Raw genomic sequence first — 15,026 nt, 5'->3', positions numbered from 1 at the left:
GGCGTGCCGGGAGCAGGATGTCGGCTCGGCGCAGATCAACCAGGCGATCCAGCAGCTCGACAAGGTCACGCAGCAGAACGCCAGCGCCTCCGAGCAGGTCTCGGCGACCTCGGACGAGCTGGCCAACCAGGCCGAGCGGCTCCAGGCGACCATCGCCTACTTCCGCGTCGACGAGGCGGAAATCCGCATCGACGCGGCGGCGACGCAGCTGCGGGCGACGGCGGCCCGGATGGGCGCGCCGGCCAAGGCCAAGACCGAGGGCAAGCCCGGAAGCAAGACCGGCGGTAAGGCCGGCGTGAGGGCCCGCGCCGGCCGGCCGACCCTGGCTGCGGGGAGCGGCTTCGACCTCGACATGGGCGATGGCGACGCCCGCGACGCCGACTTCGTCCGCGCCGCCTGAACGGCCCCGGCACCGCGCGGGCGTTTTTTCCGCGCGGTTCCTTCCCTGAATCCCCATCTCGCCGCGGTGAAGGCCCGTGTCCCCCGATCGGGCAGGACCCGACCGGCAGCGGCCCAGCCGGAGACCAGCATGTCCAGCGTGTGGCAATACCTGACCCTCGGCCTCGATCGCGAGATCTTCGGGATCGCCATCGAATCCGTGCACGAGATCCTCGATTACCGCGCGCCGGCGGCCCTGCCGCAGGCGCCGCCGTTCCTGGTCGGCATGATCGACGTGCGCGGGCAGAGCTACCCCGTGGTCGACCTGCGCACCAAGCTCGGCCTGCCGGCGATCGACGTGACCCCGGCGACCCGGATCATCCTGCTCAACATTCCCATGGGGACGCGGGAGATGCGGGTCGGCTTCGTGGCCGACCGGGTGATCGAGGTGGCCGAGCTCGACAGCGCCGAGCTGGAGCCCGCCCCCGATGTCGGCGGCCGCTGGCGCTCGACCTACATCGCCGGCATCGGCCGCCGGGGCGAGGCCTTCGTGGTCGTGTTCGACCTCAAGGCGCTGATGGCGGGCGACGACCCGGCCCTGCTGCTCCCCGCGCTCGCAGCCTGAACGCCGTACGGGGATCGATGCCATGCCGCAGCTGAGCGACCGTCATTTCGAGAGCGTCGCCGACCTGATCCAGGACCGGGTCGGGATCCAGATCCCCGCGGCCAAGCGCACCATGGTGGAGGGGCGGCTGCGCAAGCGCATGCGCGCCCTCGATATCGAATCCCTGTCCGCCTACGGGCGGCACGTCTTCGATGAGGGCAACCTCGAGCGGGAACTCGTCCACATCATCGACTGCGTCACCACCAACAAGACCGACTTCTTCCGGGAGCCCGCGCATTTCGACCAGCTCCGGGACGAGCTGGTGCCGATGCTGCGCCGGACCGGTGCCACCCAGGGCCGCCTCAAGCTGTGGAGCGCCGCCGCCTCCACGGGGGCCGAGGCCTACACCCTGGCCATGGTGCTGCACGACATGGCGATGGCCGGGCAAGCCCTCGATTACGCGATCCTCGGCACCGACGTCTCCACCGAGGTCCTGCGGGTCGCCGCGGACGGCATCTACCCGGACGACGTCCTCCAGGCGGTGCCGTCGCATTTCCGCCGGCGCTACGTGATGCATGCCCGGGACCCGGGCTTGAAGGTCGGGCGGATCGTGCCGGAGCTGCGGGCCCGCGTGCACTTCAAGCACCTGAACCTGATGAACGCCCAGTACCCGGTCGACCACGACATCGACGTCATCTTCTGCCGCAACGTGCTGATCTACTTCGACAAGGACACCCAGCGGGCGGTGCTGTCCCGGCTCGCCACGCATCTGCAGCCCGGCGGCTTCCTTGTGGTCGGCCACTCGGAATCGATGGCCGGGGCCGGGGTGCCGGGCCTGGTGCAGGTGTCCTCGACGATCTTCGCCCGGGCGAAGGGCGCGGTCGCGTGAGGCAGCCCGCGCCGATCCGCGTCCTGATCGTGGACGATTCCGCCTCGGTCCGGCAGACCCTGGTGGGCATCCTGGAGGCGGCCCCCGACATCGCGGTGCTGGGCACGGCGGCGGACCCGTTCATCGCGGCCCGGCGTATCCACGACGAGGTCCCGGACGTCATCATCCTCGACCTCGAGATGCCCCGGATGGACGGGCTGACCTTCCTGCGCAAGATCATGGCGCAACGGCCGATCCCGGTGATCGTCTGCTCGACGCTCACCGACGACGGCTCGCGGACGCTGTTCGACGTGCTGGAAGCGGGGGCGGTGGACGTCCTCCCGAAGCCCCGCGTCGACACCCGCCAGTTCCTGATGGAATCCTCCGTCCGGGTCTGCGACGCGGTGCGGGCCGCCGCCGGGGCGAAGCTGCGCGTGAGCCGTCCGGCCTTCCGGGCGGTCGAGGCCAAGCTCACCGCCGACGCCGTGCTGCCGCCCTCGGGCCGCACCCGGACCCTGGCCGGGACCGAGCCGATCATCTGCATCGGCGCCTCCACGGGCGGCACGGAATCCCTGCGCGACGTGCTCGAAGCGCTGCCGGTCGATTGCCCGGGGCTCGTGATCGTCCAGCACATGCCCGAGCATTTCACGGCGGCCTTCGCCAAACGGCTCGACGGTCTCTGCGCCATCGCCGTGAAGGAGGCGGAGGACGGCGACGCGGTCGGCCCCGGCCTGGCCCTGATCGCGCCGGGCGGCCGGCACCTGCTGCTCCAGCGCAGCGGCAACCGCTACACCGTGGCGGTGAAGGACGGCCCGCTGGTCTCGCGCCACCGTCCCTCGGTGGACGTGCTGTTCCGCGGGGCCGCGCAATGCGCCGGCGCCAACGCGCTCGGCATCATCATGACCGGCATGGGCGACGACGGCGCCAACGGCCTGCTGGAGATGCGCCGGGCCGGGGCTCTCACGGTGGCGCAGGACGAGGAGAGCTGCGTGGTGTTCGGCATGCCCAAGGAGGCGATCGAGCGCGGCGCCGCCGTCAAGGTCCTGCCGCTCGACCGCCTGCCCCACGAGATCATCCGGTTCGGCCTCGCCCCGGTGCAGCGCCAGCCGGCGTGAGGCCGGGACGGACCCGCCCTCAGCCCCGCAGCAGGCCGCCGAGCGCCTCCGTGAGGAAATCGGCGACCCGGCGGATCCGGGCGTTGCCGCGCACCTCCTCGTGCAAGACCAGCCAGACCGGCAGGGGCGCGAGGCGCAGGTCGATCTCCGCCTGCTCCAGGTCGGGGTGGCGCCCGGCCAGCAGCACCTGGGCGAAGCCGAGGCCGGCCCCGGCCAGCATCAGGTTCCAAGAGACCATCTGGTCGTCGCAGCGGACCGGGAAATCCGCGCGCACCGCCCGGAGCCCGTGGGCGGCATAGGCCCGCAGGAGGGCGTCGTTGCGGTCGAAGCCGAGGACGTCGTGCTCGGCCAGGTCCGCCACGGTGCGGGGGCGGCCGCGGCGCGCGAAATAGCCCCGGGCGCCGAACAGCCCGAGCGGCGCCTCTCCGAGCCGCCGGGCGATCAGGGCGTTCTGGGTCGGGTCGAACATCCGGATGGCGATGTCGGCATCCCGGCGCAGCAGGTTCTGGGCCTGATCCGAGGCGACCAGTTCGATCTGGATGCGCGGCTCGGCCGCCCGCAGGTCCGCCAGGATCTGCGGCAGCATCAGGTTGGCGACGATCACCGAGGCGGTGATCCGCACGGTGCCGCTCAAGCCCTGCGCCTGCCCTTGCGCCTTGCGCGCCAGCGCCTCGGCGGCCTCGCCCATCGCCCGGGCATCGTCGATCAGGCTCAAGGCCGCCTCGGTCGGTTCGAGCCCCCGCGCCGAGCGCGTGAACAGGGTGGCGCCGAGCGCCGTCTCCAGCGCGCGGATATGCCGGCTCAGCGTCGGCTGGGTCGCCCCGACGCGGGTCGCGGCCGCCGACAGCGAGCGCATGTCCACCACCGCGAGGAACGAGCGCAGCAGGGTCCAGTCCAGGGTATTCATTTTTCGGACTACGCCATGCGGAATTCAGGCCTCGCTATGCACGCATAGATGATCGAATCTCCGCGTGTCCACCCAGCGCATCGGGGTGATGCCGGATCCAGGACGACGCGCGGGGACGATGACCGGGCCTCGTCTCTCTCCGAAAGCCGGCAACCCCCTTTCGGGATCATGCTCCGGGAGCTCCATCATGACCGGAACCGTAACGGGCGCGCCGCGGCTGCTTCTGCGCCTCGAAGGCCTGCTCGTCTTCGCCGCCGCCGCGGTGACGTATGGCCGGCTGGAGGCGGCGTGGTGGCCGTTCGCGCTGCTGTTTCTGGTCCCCGACCTGACCCTGCTCGGCTATGGCGCCGGGCGCGCGACGGGGGCCGCGCTCTACAATTCCGGACATTGGTACGGCCCGCCGGCCGCGTGCGTCGCCTGGGGCGTGTTCGGGCCGGCGCCGGAGATCCTCGCGGCGGGACTGATCTGGGCCGCCCATATCGGCTTCGACCGCGCCCTCGGCTACGGCCTCAAGCACCCGGCCGGCTTCGGCGTCACCCATCTGGGGACGATCCGGAAACCGTGATGGACGAGCGGCGCCCCGACGGCGCGTCACGCCCGGCGGCGATGGCCCGAGAGCGTGTCGTCGGCGACGGCGGGGGGCGCCTCGGGCCGCGCACCCGGGACCGGCTCGTGCAACCCGGCGGGACGCCGGCTCCGCAGGGCGGCGAGCCCGAGCCCGGCGAAGACCGCCGCGCTCCCCGCTCCGAACGGGGCCAGGAAGAGCGCGCCGAAGCCGAACCAGGGCCATGCGCACAGACAGGTCAGGATGCCACCCGCCAGGGTCGCCAGCACCAGAACGAACACTTCGCCCCCGTATTCGCTTTCGATCGCGTCGCCGCAAGGCGACCGGCCCAAGTTAACGCCGCATCCAGAGTCGCGGCAACCCCAGTATTTTTGCAGGCCGCATCGCGAAATCCGATCGCGCCATGCTCAATACGCGGGTCGATCTCGGCCTTTCGTGCGCGGATCGCGGATCGCGTTCGGATGTATCGGCCGACACTTGGGCCTCTCCGGAAGCCGGCGATCGCGCGGCCGCACCTGTAAGAGGTGCGTGTCGAGGCTGAGATCGGCCGCGAGCTGCTTGAGCTCGCGGTTTTCCTGCTCCAACGGCCGGAAACGCTGCAGCTCGCCCGTGCCCAAGCCCCCGTAGAGCTTCTTCCAGCGTGAGATACGCCTGCTCCGAGATGCCCATCCGGCGCAGCACCTCCGCGACCGGCGTTCCAGTCTCAGCCTGCTGTCGCGCAGAGGCGATCTGCTCCTCGGGGAACCTGCTCGACTTCACGGCCCTGATCCTCCCATCTGGGTCTCACAAAACCGGAAAACTCGCACTCAGGCTGGACCAAAGCGATGGGGGACGTCAGGGTCTCCGACCGGGTGCGGCGGCTCGGCATAGCATCGCGCCACAACGAACACGATACGGGCGCCGGCCCCGCGCGGCACCCGATGGGAGTGAACCGATGCGCCGCCTCGCCCTGAGCTTCATGCTGGCCGCCCTCGCCGCAGGCCCCGCCGCCGCCGAGCAGGATCTGCTGCTCGGCGCGGACATGGCCTCGCCGGCGATGACCAGAGCCGAGATGAGCCGCGCCGATGTCGAGGCGCTGATCAAGGCCGCCGACGGCAAGCCGATCGATCTGCACGACAAGGCGCTGTCCGGCCTCGACCTGTCGGGGCTGAACCTTCGCGGTGCCAATCTGCGGACGGCGCGGCTGAACAAGACCGACCTGCGCGGCGCCGATCTCAGCGGGGCGAACCTCGAACAGGCGTGGTTCCTGAAGGCCGACCTGTCCGGCGCCAAGCTCGCGGACACGAAGATGTTCGGGATCACCGCCCGGGACGCCAACCTCAGCGGCGCCGATCTGAGCCGCGCCATGCCGATCGGCGACTTCAAAGGCGCCAACATGAGCGGCGCGACGCTGGTCGACCTCAAGGGCGGCGCGGACATCAAGAACCAGTCGATGGGCCTGATGCGGGCGGTGTTCACCTCGGTGAACCTCGCGGGCGCGAACCTGAAGGGGGCCAATCTCGGCCGGTCGCGGCTGGAATACGCCGACCTCAAGGACGCCGATCTGACCGACGTGGTGCTGATGGGCTCGGATTTGTCCGGGGCGAACCTGACCGGCGCCACGATCGCGGGCGCGGATTTCAAGAACGTCGATGTCAGCGGCGCCCGGCTGATCGACCTCAAGGGGCAGGACAGCGCCAAGGACTGGTCGGGCCGTGTCAACGTCGACCGCGCCATCACCCAGGCGTCAAATTAAGGTTCGCCAAACGCGTCACACTGCCTCCGTGCACGGTGCATCGGGCTCGCGACGGGCATCATGGGTGTCACGGCGCAAGACGGTCGTGATCAGCGAGGCGGACCTCGAAGCCGCGGTGGGGCTGTCGGCCTCCGCCTGCCATCGCCGTGTGCGCCACCGGGAGGATTCCGGGATCATCCGGGGCTGCACGGCGCTCATCGGCCGTGCGGCCGACGGGCCGGGCCGCGTGGTCCTCACCCAGTTCACCCTGGACCGCCAGACCGAGGATTACCTCAACCGGTCCGAGGCGGCCGTCCGGCGCTGCCCCGAGGTGCAGGATCGCTATCTGATGACCGGGACGGCCGATTACCGCGTGAAGCTCAAGGTGAGCGATGCGGCCGATCACGAGCGGCTGCACAAGGAGGTCCCGTCTAGAGCCGTTCCCGATCGCGTTGCGACAGGGAACGGCTCTAAGTCCTTGTCTAGCCGCGCTCTCTTACGCCGAACCGGTGTCCACTTCGGCGGAGAGCGCTCTAGCCTGCCGGGGGCCGCCCGGCTGCAATCGCGCTTCGCCATCCGGACCGTCGTGGCGGCGGGCCGGAGGCTCTGATGGCCGGCGCGGATGAGGATGCGGGAGGTACCCCGGCATGACGTCGACCCCCGAAGCGCACGCGGGCACCCCGTGCGACCTGCGCCTGCGCGACGCCACGACCGCCGGGCGCCGCCGGACCATCGTCGGCGACGCGAAGGCGTTCCGCGGGTCCGACCGGCTGCCGTCGCCGTGAACGACCGCGCCCTCCGCTACCTCCTCGCCGTCGTGCGCGCGGGCTCGGTCCGGGCCGCCGCCGAGGTCCTGAACGTCGCCGCCTCGGCCGTCAGTCGGCAGATCATCGAGCTGGAGGCGCAGGTCGGCGAGCCCCTGCTCGAACGCCTGCCCCGGGGCGTGATCCCGACCGAGGCCGGCCGTCTGGTCGCCGAGCACGCGCAGCGGCAGGCCGACGAGGCGGCGCTGCTGGAGGACCAGCTGAAGCGCCTGCGCGGGGTGCAGCGGGGCACGATCAGCCTGCGCTGCGGTGCCGGGTTCCTGATCGACCTCCTCGACAACGCCCTGGCGGGCTTCGCGCAGGACCATCCGGGCATCGCCTATCAGGTCGAGATCGGCACCACCGACGGCATCCTCGCGGCGATCGCGCGGGGCGAGGCGGATATCGGCCTCGTGTACAATCCGCCCGCGCATCCGGATGTCCGCGGCGTCGTCTCCGCCCGGCAGCCGCTGCTCGCCGTCCTGCCGAAGGGCCATCCCCTGGCCGACGGGGCGGCCCCGGTTCCGCTGCGCAGCTTCGCCACCGAACCGGCCGCCCTGCTGCCGCCCGACCACGGGGTGCGCCAGCTGATCGGCCGCGTCGAGGCGGATGGCGGCTTCCGGCTGGTGCCGCGGTTGGAGACGGCGTCCTTCGAGATGCACCGCCGCTTCGTGATGGCGGCCATGGGTGTCGCCTTCCTGCCCCGCTTCGTGGTCGCGGCCGAGCTGCGCGACGGTGTCCTCGGCGCGGTGCCGCTGCGCGATGCCATCCTGTCGGAGGCGAGCGCCCACCTCGTCATCCGGGCCCGGCGGCGGCTGCCTGAGGGCGCCGCGCGGCTGCTCGGCTGGCTGGCCGACCACATGGTGGCGTTCCGGCCGTCGCCGGCCTGATGCGAGTGTGCTGTATTTCCGCACGGATCGTGCAGAAATCGGTTGTTGTCGCAACACGCGTTTACCGGAACTATCGTGCCGCATCGTGAGGACGGATCGGCATGACCATCGCAACGGTAGGCGTCGTCGGGCTCGGCAACATGGGGCTGGGCATGGCCGCGACCCTGGCCCGCAAGGGCTTCGCGGTCCTGGGCTACGACATCGCCGCGGAACGGCGGCCCGCCGCCGCTGCGGCCGGCGTGACCACCCTCGACGCCCTGAACGACGTCCTGCGCCGGGCCGACGCGCTGGTCTTCTCGCTGCCGCTGGCGCGGGACGTCGAGGCGGTGGTCACCGCGGAGGGCGGCCTCCTGTCCCGGACCGACCGGAAGGTGGTCGTCGTGGACACCTCGACCTCGGATCCCGGCACGACGCGGCGCCTCGCCGAGCGCCTCGCCGCCGCCGGCCATGCCCTCCTCGACGCGCCGGTGAGCGGCGGCCCGTCCGGCGCCGCCGAAGGCACCCTGACCATGATGGTCGGCGGGGCGGAGGCCGATTACGACCTGGCCCGGCCGGTCCTGGAGGCGATGTCGGCGCGCGCGCCGCATGTCGGTCCGTCGGGGGCCGGCAATATCGTCAAGCTCGTCAACAACCTGCTGGTCGCGGCGCATCTCGTCACCACCGGCGAGGCCCTGCGGCTGTCCGAGGCGGCCGGCCTCTCGGCCGAGGAGGCCGTCAAGGTCATCAACACCGCCACCGGCCGCAGCGCGATCAGCGAGGTCATGGTCCCGCGCTGGGTCCAGTCCGGCACCTTCGACAGCGGCTTCTCGGCCGGCCTGATGCGCAAGGACGTGCGCCTCGCCCTCGAGCTCGCCGCCGAATGCGGCATCGACCTGCCGCTCTCCGCCGCGGTGAAGCGGATCTGGCAGGCCGCGCAGGACACCATTCCCGACACGGCCGACTTCACCCGCATGGCCGATTACCGCGATCGCAAGGGAGCCCACTGATGTCCGGGATGCCGCACTCGCCCGCCGCCGACCGGGTCGCCGCCCTTCTGGCCGACCTGCTGCCGGGCGGCCGCATCGGCAGCGTCGTGGCCGGCGAGATCCTCGACGGGACCGGCGCCGCCCTCGATCTGGTCAACCCCGCCGATGGCGGCCTGCTGGCGCGCTTCGCCGATGCCGGGCCGTCGGTGGTCGAGGCCGCCATGGCGGCGGCGCGGGACGCCCAGCGCGCGTGGTGGGGCCTGAGTGCCGCCGCCCGCGGCCGGGCACTCTGGGCGGTGGCCGCCCTGGTCCGGCAGCACGCCGCGGCGCTCGCCGAGCTGGAAACCCTCTCGGCGGGCAAGCCGATCCGCGACACCCGCGGCGAGGTCGCCAAGGTCGCCGAGATGTTCGAGTATTATGCCGGCTGGTGCGACAAGCTCCACGGCGAGGTCATCCCGGTCCCGACCTCGCACCTGAACTACACCCGCCACGAGCCCTTCGGCACCGTGGTGCAGATCACCCCCTGGAACGCGCCGATCTTCACCGCCGGCTGGCAGATCGCCCCGGCCCTCTGCGCCGGCAACGCCGTGGTGCTGAAGCCTTCCGAGCTGACGCCGCTGACCTCGCTGGCGCTGGGCCTGCTCTGCGACCGCGCCGAGGGGATGCCGCGCGGCCTCGTCTCGGTGCTCGCCGGCGCCGGCCCGACCACCGGGGCGGCGGCGGTGGCCCATCCCGACACGCGCCTCGTGGTGTTCGTGGGCTCGGCCGAGGCCGGGGCGCAGATCGCCGCCGCGGCGGCCCGCAACATCGTGCCGAGCGTGCTCGAACTCGGCGGCAAGTCGGCCAACATCGTGTTCGCCGACGCCGACCTCGACCGTGCGCTGATCGGCGCGCAGGCCGCGATCTTCGGCGGCGCCGGCCAGAGCTGCGTGGCCGGCTCCCGGCTCCTCGTGCACCGCTCGATCCACGCCTCCTTCGTCGAGCGCCTGTCCCACGCCGCCGCGCGCATCCCGGTCGGGGCGCCGACCGACCCGGCGACGCAGATCGGACCGATCAACAACCGGCGTCAGCGCGACAGGATCGCCGACATGGTCGAGGCCGCCGCGGGTGCCGGCGCGACCATCGCGGCGGGCGGGGCCTGCCCCCCGGACCTGCGGGACACGGGGGGCTTCTATTACGGCCCGACCATCGTCGATGGCGTGGCGCCGGACGCGGCGATCGCCCGGGAGGAGGTGTTCGGCCCGGTCCTGACGGTCCTGCCGTTCGAGAGCGAGGCGGAGGCGGTCGCACTGGCCAACGGCACGCCCTACGGCCTCGCCGGCGCGGTCTGGACCGGCGATGGCGGGCGCGGCCACCGGGTCGCGGCGGCGCTCCGGGCCGGGACGGTCTGGGTCAACGGCTACAAGACGATCAACGTGGCCTCGCCGTTCGGCGGCTTCGGCCGATCGGGCTTCGGCCGCTCCTCGGGCCGCGAGGCGCTGATGGCCTACACCCAGACCAAGAGCGTCTGGGTCGAGACCGCCGCCGAGCCGGCGGTGACCTTCGGCTACGTGGGCTAGCGCCGTCCCCGATCGCGTCGCGACGAACTGACGGGCGAGCGACATGAGCTCGGACAGCGCGACGGGCCCTCTCCCGCACGGGAGAGCGGACCCACGCTCCATCCGGCTCGGGCACGGAGCACCGACAAGACCGGCGAAGCGACAGGCAACCCCAAGGGGGGCAAGGAGGATGACGATGGCGGGCGAACTCTCTGCGGCGGATGCGCGGCCGGTCGCGCCGCCCGTCTCGGGCGGCGGGAAGCTGACGCTGTTCCTCCTCGCCCTCGTCATCGTCGTCATCGCTGAGGCGATCGGCAACGTCAGCATCCCGGTGGGTGCCGGCAAGATCGTGCTGCTCCCGCTGCTCTGGGCCCTGCTCCTCGGCGGGGCGCTGGGGCTGATGAGCCCGCGCCTCCCGGCGCCGCTGCGGCTTTCGGGCGCCCTGCAGAACGCGGCCTCCGCCTATCTCCAGCCGGCGCTGCTGATCTTCATCGCCAAGCTCGGCCTGCTCGTCGGCGGGTCGCTGCCGAAGCTTCTCGCCTCGGGCTGGGCGCTGGCCTTCCAGGAATTCGGCCACTTCTTCGGCACGATGGTGTTCGGCCTGCCGGTCGCGCTCCTGCTCGGCATCAAGCGCGAGGCGATCGGCGCGACCTTCTCGGTCGGCCGCGAGCCGAGCCTCGCCATCATCGGCGAGCGCTACGGCATGAATTCGCCGGAGGGCCGCGGCGTGCTGGCCGAGTATCTGACCGGCACGGTGTTCGGCGCGGTGTTCATCGCCCTGCTGGCCGGGCTGATCGCCAGCCTGAAGATCTTCGACCCGCTGGCCCTGGCGATGGGGGCCGGCGTCGGCTCCGGCAGCATGATGGCCGCCGCCTCGGGGGCGATCGCCGCGCAGCAGACGCCCGAGGTCGCCAAGGACGTCGCCACCTTCGCGGCGGCCAGCAACCTCGTCACCACGACGATCGGCACGTACTTCACCCTGTTCCTGTCGCTGCCCTTCACGATCTGGGCCTACGGCAAGCTGGAGCCGATCCTCGGCCGCGACCGGCCGGACGCCGCCCGTCCGGCGGTCGACCCACAGGCGGCCGAGCCGGTCCATCAGGAGGTGCGGATCGGCCTCGGCGAGACCGTGCTCGCCTGGATCCTGATCGGGGCGTACGGGCTCATCGGCAACTGGCTGACCTACGGCGTCGTCCCCGACGCGCAGGTCGTCGCCGGGATGGCGATCATCATCGGCACCGTCCTGGCCGGATGGGGCCTGTACCTGCTCCTCGGCCGGCGCCTGCCCGCCGTCCTCTGGGTCTCGATCATCGGCATGGCGCTGACCTATCCCGGCACGCCCTACGCCGCCGAGATCGCCGCCCTGACCGGCAAGCTCAACTTCCTGGCGCTGGCCACGCCGATCCTGACCTTCGCGGGTCTCTCGGTCGCCAAGGACGTGCCTGCGTTCCGCAGCCTCGGCTGGCGGATCGTCGTGGTCTCCTTCCTGGCCAATGCCGGGACGTTCCTCGGCGCGGTGCTGATCGCGCAGTTCTTCATGCACGCGCCGCCGGGGTGAGCCGCCACGCCGACCGGCATAGGGTCGCGTGGGGGCATCGCGGCGCGCGCTCCTGCGTCGAACCGCGATCCATCGCGGCAAAAGGCACCCCGGCGCATCATTTCGAAAGGCGGTCGGCGGTCTTCGGTAAAAGACGATGCCAAGAGCGCGGCCCAGAACCTCGTTCCGGGTCCGGTGCCCGGACCGATGCGCTATCTGGCCTTGGCTTGAGCAGGCCCGAGGACGTTGACCCAGAGCACGATGGACTGGCCGCGCGGGTCGGGATTGCTGAAGCGATGCGGCCGCCGGCTCTCGAAGCGGAAGCTGTCGCCTTCCGCCAGCTGGAGCGTGCGCGCCTCGACGACCAGGGTCAGCCTCCCCTCGAGGACGAGGCCGGCCTCCTCGCCTTCATGACTGAACGACTCGTCGCCCGTGCTGGCGCCGGGTTTCAGGACCATGTGGAACAGGCTCATGCCCTGTGTCCCGTCGGGCGGCGTCAGAAGCTGCTTGGTGATGCCGGCACGCCAGAGCTGCAGCTCGGGTCGATCCTTCCGGAACACGACGATCGGATCCGGATCGGGCTCGTCCAGGGTGGGCTCAAACAGGCCTCCGATCCCGATCTGCAGCGTGTCCGCGAGGACCGCCAGCACGCGCAGCGACGGCGAGGACAGGCCCCGCTCGACCTGGCTGATGAAGCCGATCGACAGGCCCGTGCTGGAGGCCATCGCCTCCAGCGAGAGGCCGCGCGCGCGCCGAAGGCCGCGCAGGCGCTGCCCCACGGCCCTGTCCACCGGTTCCGGGCCCATCGCGTCGCCTCGGGGAATGCTCACCGACACACCAGCCTGCCTCTCGTCCGATCCTTCATGCACGTGAAATCCGCTTGCGTCGACCGAAGGAACATGCGGTATTCTTCACGAATGTGAAATCGGGGACGGCGATCGCCGGACAGCCCGGCCACCTGACGGGAGCGGCATGATGAGAAGACGGTTGGCCAGTCTGTGTCTGTCGTCGGCCCTGCTCCTCGGGCTGCTGGGGCATGGGGGCAGCGCCCAGCCGCTGCGGGTCGGCGCGACGCCGACAGGCCTGCCGTTCACCTTCCTCGACACCAAGACCAACAGCATCCAGGGGGTGATGGTCGACCTCGTCAACGCGGTCGGCAAGGAGGCGGGCTTCACGGTGGCGGTGGAGCCGCTGCAATTCTCGACGCTGATCCCGGCGCTCACCGCCTCCAAGATCGACATCATCTCGGCGGCGATGTTCATCACCCCCCAGCGCCAGGAGGTCGTGGCCTTCTCGGCGCCGGTCTACAGCTACGGCGAGGGCCTGATCGTCCCGAAGGCCGACACCCGGGATTACGCCGCCTTCGCCGACCTGAAGGGTGAGACCGTGGGGGCCCAGGTCGGCACCGCCTTCGTCGAGCCGCTGAAGAAGTCGGGTCTCTTCGGCGAGGTGAAGATCTACGACACGATCCCCGACATCATCCGCGACGTGAATGCCGGGCGGCTGAAGGCGGGCTTCGCCGACGCGCCGATCCTCGCCTACTACGTCAAGCAGGGCGTGTTCCCCGGCGTGCGCCTGGTCGAGACGTTCAAGCCGACCGTCGTCGCCTCGGTGGGCCTCAGCGTGCGCAAGGCCGACGCCGCGCTGCTCGCCAGGATCGACGCGGCGCTCGCCAAGCTGAAGGCGGACGGGACGCTTCAGGCGATCCTCACCAAGTGGGGCCTGCCACCCTCGGCCGACCGGTCCTGAGTGGCATGCGCGAGTTCCTCGCCGACGCGCAGGATTATCTGCCGATCCTGCTGCAGGGCGTGCAGCTCACGGTTCTGATCACCCTCGCCTCGCTGGTGGTCTCGACGCTGCTGGGTCTCGTGTGGGCGATGCTGCGGGTCTCCGGCATCGCGATCCTCGCCGGCTTCAGCGCGGTGATGATCAACATCCTGCGCGGCATCCCGATCATCGTGCAGCTGTTCTACATCTACTTCGTCATGCCCGATTTCGGCCTGTCGCTCACGGCCGTCCAGGCGGCGATCATCGGGCTCGGCATCGCCTACTCGGCCTATCAGGCCGAGAACTTCCGCGCCGGCATCGAGGCGGTCGACCGCGGGCAGGTCGAGGCCGCGCTCTCGATCGGCATGGGCTGGGGCATGACCATGCGGCGGGTGATCCTGCCGCAGGCGATCCGGATCGCGCTGCCGCCCTACGGCAACATCATGATCATGATGCTCAAGGACTCGTCCCAGGCCTCGACCATCACGGTCGCGGAACTCGCCCTCCAGGGCAAGCTGATCGCGTCCTCCACCTTCAAGAACACCAGCGTCTACACGATGGTGGCGCTGATGTACCTGGCGCTCAGCCTGCCGCTGATCCTGCTGGTCCGTCATTTCGAGGCCAAGGGTCGGCACCGATGATCGTGCTGGAGGATGTCCGCAAGCATTACGGCGCGCTGGAGGTGATCAAGGGTGTCTCCGCCGAAGTCGCCAAGGGCAAGGTGGTGTGCATCATCGGGCCGTCCGGTTCCGGCAAATCGACCCTTCTCCGCTGCATCAACGGCCTCGAAGCCTATGACGGCGGGCAGATCCGCGTCGGCGGGCAGCGGGTCGACCGCGACGCGCGCAGCATCAAGGCGATCCGCACCCGGGTCTCGATGGTGTTCCAGCGCTTCAACCTGTTCGCCAACCGCACCGCCCTCGAGAACGTCGTCGAGGGGCCGATCCACGTGAAGGGCGAGCCGCGTGCGGCGGCCGAGGAGCGGGCCCGCGCCCTGCTCGCCCGGGTCGGGCTCTCGGGCAAGGAGCACGCCCGGCCGGACCAGCTCTCCGGCGGTCAGCAGCAGCGCGTCGCGATCGCGCGGGCGCTCGCCATGCGGCCCGAGGCGATCCTGTTCGACGAGCCGACCTCGGCGCTCGATCCCGAGCTCGTCGGCGACGTCCTGCGGGTGATGCGCGGGCTCGCCGACGAGGGCATGACCATGCTCGTCGTGACCCACGAGATCGGCTTCGCCCGCGAGGTGGCCGACCGGGTCCTGTTCCTCGACGGGGGCCGCCTCGTCGAGCAGGGGCCGGCCGCCGAGGTCCTGAACCGTCCGCAGAACCCCCGCACGCAGGACTTCCTGCAGCGCGTGCTGCATCCGCTGTAGGAGAGG

General features: G+C 71.1%; 17 protein-coding genes and 2 pseudogenes. 15 read left to right on the top strand and 4 right to left on the bottom strand.

All coding sequences use genetic code 11. The features are described 5' to 3' along the window. The 4 genes and pseudogenes from MKL11_RS29410 to MKL11_RS29395 form a co-directional block, all read left to right on the top strand. Positions 1-400, top strand: a pseudogene (locus tag MKL11_RS29410) (methyl-accepting chemotaxis protein); the annotation flags it as partial. A gap of 129 nt (positions 401-529) precedes the next feature. Then, entirely contained in the window at positions 530-1,003 is a 474-nt protein-coding gene (locus MKL11_RS29405) for a chemotaxis protein CheW (RefSeq protein WP_243950215.1), read from the top strand. A gap of 22 nt (positions 1,004-1,025) precedes the next feature. Further along, positions 1,026-1,871 carry a CheR family methyltransferase gene (locus MKL11_RS29400; RefSeq protein ID WP_243950213.1) on the top strand — a complete coding sequence of 282 codons (846 nt, stop codon included), beginning with the start codon at positions 1,026-1,028 and terminating at the stop codon, positions 1,869-1,871. Next, the gene (locus MKL11_RS29395) at positions 1,868-2,965 is read left to right on the top strand and encodes a chemotaxis response regulator protein-glutamate methylesterase (RefSeq protein ID WP_243950211.1); all 1,098 of its coding nucleotides are present in this window, start codon (positions 1,868-1,870) and stop codon (positions 2,963-2,965) included. Before MKL11_RS29400 ends, MKL11_RS29395 begins: the two co-directional genes overlap by 4 nt. Before the next feature lie 19 nt (positions 2,966-2,984). Here the strand turns inward: MKL11_RS29395 and MKL11_RS29390 are convergent, their stop codons facing one another. Then, positions 2,985-3,872 (bottom strand): LysR family transcriptional regulator, encoded by an 888-nt coding sequence (locus tag MKL11_RS29390; RefSeq protein ID WP_243950210.1) that lies wholly within the window; start codon positions 3,870-3,872, stop codon positions 2,985-2,987. Positions 3,873-4,059: 187 nt separating this feature from the next. Here MKL11_RS29390 and MKL11_RS29385 point away from each other — a divergent pair, with 187 nt between their 5' ends. Next, complete coding sequence (locus MKL11_RS29385; RefSeq protein ID WP_243950208.1) at positions 4,060-4,437, top strand: DUF4260 domain-containing protein; 378 nt, start codon at positions 4,060-4,062, stop codon at positions 4,435-4,437. Positions 4,438-4,463: 26 nt separating this feature from the next. On the opposite strand, the gene MKL11_RS29380 is transcribed toward MKL11_RS29385, so the two are convergent. Both MKL11_RS29380 and MKL11_RS29375 read right to left on the bottom strand, forming a co-directional pair. Continuing rightward, positions 4,464-4,769, bottom strand: coding sequence for a hypothetical protein (locus MKL11_RS29380; RefSeq protein ID WP_243950206.1), 306 nt, complete (start codon positions 4,767-4,769; stop codon positions 4,464-4,466). 183 nt (positions 4,770-4,952) lie between these two features. After that, positions 4,953-5,196, bottom strand: a pseudogene (locus MKL11_RS29375) (transposase); the annotation flags it as partial. Positions 5,197-5,371: 175 nt separating this feature from the next. Between MKL11_RS29375 and MKL11_RS29370 the strand changes: the two are divergent. From MKL11_RS29370 to MKL11_RS29340, 7 genes are all read left to right on the top strand, one after another. Beyond that, on the top strand, positions 5,372-6,172 hold the full coding sequence (locus MKL11_RS29370) for a pentapeptide repeat-containing protein (RefSeq protein ID WP_243950205.1): 801 nt from the start codon (positions 5,372-5,374) through the stop codon (positions 6,170-6,172). Between the two features lie 64 nt (positions 6,173-6,236). Then, a complete protein-coding gene (locus MKL11_RS33450) occupies positions 6,237-6,761 on the top strand; it encodes an Lrp/AsnC family transcriptional regulator (RefSeq protein WP_313900796.1) in 525 nt (174 codons plus the stop codon). A gap of 37 nt (positions 6,762-6,798) precedes the next feature. Then, on the top strand, positions 6,799-6,936 hold the full coding sequence (locus MKL11_RS29360) for a hypothetical protein (RefSeq protein WP_243950203.1): 138 nt from the start codon (positions 6,799-6,801) through the stop codon (positions 6,934-6,936). After that, positions 6,933-7,844, top strand: coding sequence for a LysR family transcriptional regulator (locus MKL11_RS29355; protein WP_243950200.1), 912 nt, complete (start codon positions 6,933-6,935; stop codon positions 7,842-7,844). Before MKL11_RS29360 ends, MKL11_RS29355 begins: the two co-directional genes overlap by 4 nt. A 101-nt stretch (positions 7,845-7,945) precedes the next feature. After that, entirely contained in the window at positions 7,946-8,830 is an 885-nt protein-coding gene (locus MKL11_RS29350) for an NAD(P)-dependent oxidoreductase (RefSeq protein ID WP_243950198.1), read from the top strand. Next, positions 8,830-10,368 carry an aldehyde dehydrogenase family protein gene (locus tag MKL11_RS29345; RefSeq protein WP_243950196.1) on the top strand — a complete coding sequence of 513 codons (1,539 nt, stop codon included), beginning with the start codon at positions 8,830-8,832 and terminating at the stop codon, positions 10,366-10,368. Before MKL11_RS29350 ends, MKL11_RS29345 begins: the two co-directional genes overlap by 1 nt. 175 nt (positions 10,369-10,543) lie before the next feature. Continuing rightward, positions 10,544-11,905: a DUF3100 domain-containing protein gene (locus MKL11_RS29340; protein ID WP_243950194.1), complete on the top strand. Its 1,362-nt coding sequence runs from the start codon at positions 10,544-10,546 to the stop codon at positions 11,903-11,905. 191 nt (positions 11,906-12,096) lie between these two features. Here the strand turns inward: MKL11_RS29340 and MKL11_RS29335 are convergent, their stop codons facing one another. After that, complete coding sequence (locus MKL11_RS29335; RefSeq protein WP_409565933.1) at positions 12,097-12,720, bottom strand: helix-turn-helix domain-containing protein; 624 nt, start codon at positions 12,718-12,720, stop codon at positions 12,097-12,099. 139 nt (positions 12,721-12,859) lie between these two features. On the opposite strand from MKL11_RS29335, the gene MKL11_RS29330 reads away from it, so the two are divergent. The 3 genes from MKL11_RS29330 to MKL11_RS29320 are packed head-to-tail and all read left to right on the top strand — an operon-like array spanning position 12,860 to position 15,020. Continuing rightward, on the top strand, positions 12,860-13,633 hold the full coding sequence (locus tag MKL11_RS29330) for an ABC transporter substrate-binding protein (RefSeq protein ID WP_243950233.1): 774 nt from the start codon (positions 12,860-12,862) through the stop codon (positions 13,631-13,633). 5 nt (positions 13,634-13,638) lie between these two features. Then, the gene (locus tag MKL11_RS29325; protein WP_243950190.1) at positions 13,639-14,292 is read left to right on the top strand and encodes an amino acid ABC transporter permease; all 654 of its coding nucleotides are present in this window, start codon (positions 13,639-13,641) and stop codon (positions 14,290-14,292) included. Next, entirely contained in the window at positions 14,289-15,020 is a 732-nt protein-coding gene (locus MKL11_RS29320) for an amino acid ABC transporter ATP-binding protein (RefSeq protein ID WP_243950188.1), read from the top strand. Before MKL11_RS29325 ends, MKL11_RS29320 begins: the two co-directional genes overlap by 4 nt. Positions 15,021-15,026 lie beyond the last annotated feature (6 nt).

It is taken from the genome of Methylobacterium sp. J-077 (assembly GCF_022829365.1).
In the GTDB taxonomy this organism is placed as follows: domain Bacteria; phylum Pseudomonadota; class Alphaproteobacteria; order Rhizobiales; family Beijerinckiaceae; genus Methylobacterium.
This window is presented reverse-complemented; position numbering and strand designations above follow the sequence as displayed.

Coding starts and splice junctions, on each gene's coding strand:
- MKL11_RS29330 (WP_243950233.1), top strand. CDS start 12,860: ATGAGAAGACGGTTGGCCAGTCTGTGTCTGTCGTCGGCCCTGCTCCTC.
- MKL11_RS29405 (WP_243950215.1), top strand. CDS start 530: ATGTCCAGCGTGTGGCAATACCTGACCCTCGGCCTCGATCGCGAGATC.
- MKL11_RS29370 (WP_243950205.1), top strand. CDS start 5,372: ATGCGCCGCCTCGCCCTGAGCTTCATGCTGGCCGCCCTCGCCGCAGGC.
- MKL11_RS29345 (WP_243950196.1), top strand. CDS start 8,830: ATGTCCGGGATGCCGCACTCGCCCGCCGCCGACCGGGTCGCCGCCCTT.
- MKL11_RS29390 (WP_243950210.1), bottom strand. CDS start 3,872: ATGAATACCCTGGACTGGACCCTGCTGCGCTCGTTCCTCGCGGTGGTG.
- MKL11_RS29320 (WP_243950188.1), top strand. CDS start 14,289: ATGATCGTGCTGGAGGATGTCCGCAAGCATTACGGCGCGCTGGAGGTG.
- MKL11_RS29400 (WP_243950213.1), top strand. CDS start 1,026: ATGCCGCAGCTGAGCGACCGTCATTTCGAGAGCGTCGCCGACCTGATC.
- MKL11_RS29360 (WP_243950203.1), top strand. CDS start 6,799: ATGACGTCGACCCCCGAAGCGCACGCGGGCACCCCGTGCGACCTGCGC.
- MKL11_RS29350 (WP_243950198.1), top strand. CDS start 7,946: ATGACCATCGCAACGGTAGGCGTCGTCGGGCTCGGCAACATGGGGCTG.
- MKL11_RS29385 (WP_243950208.1), top strand. CDS start 4,060: ATGACCGGAACCGTAACGGGCGCGCCGCGGCTGCTTCTGCGCCTCGAA.
- MKL11_RS29340 (WP_243950194.1), top strand. CDS start 10,544: ATGGCGGGCGAACTCTCTGCGGCGGATGCGCGGCCGGTCGCGCCGCCC.
- MKL11_RS29325 (WP_243950190.1), top strand. CDS start 13,639: ATGCGCGAGTTCCTCGCCGACGCGCAGGATTATCTGCCGATCCTGCTG.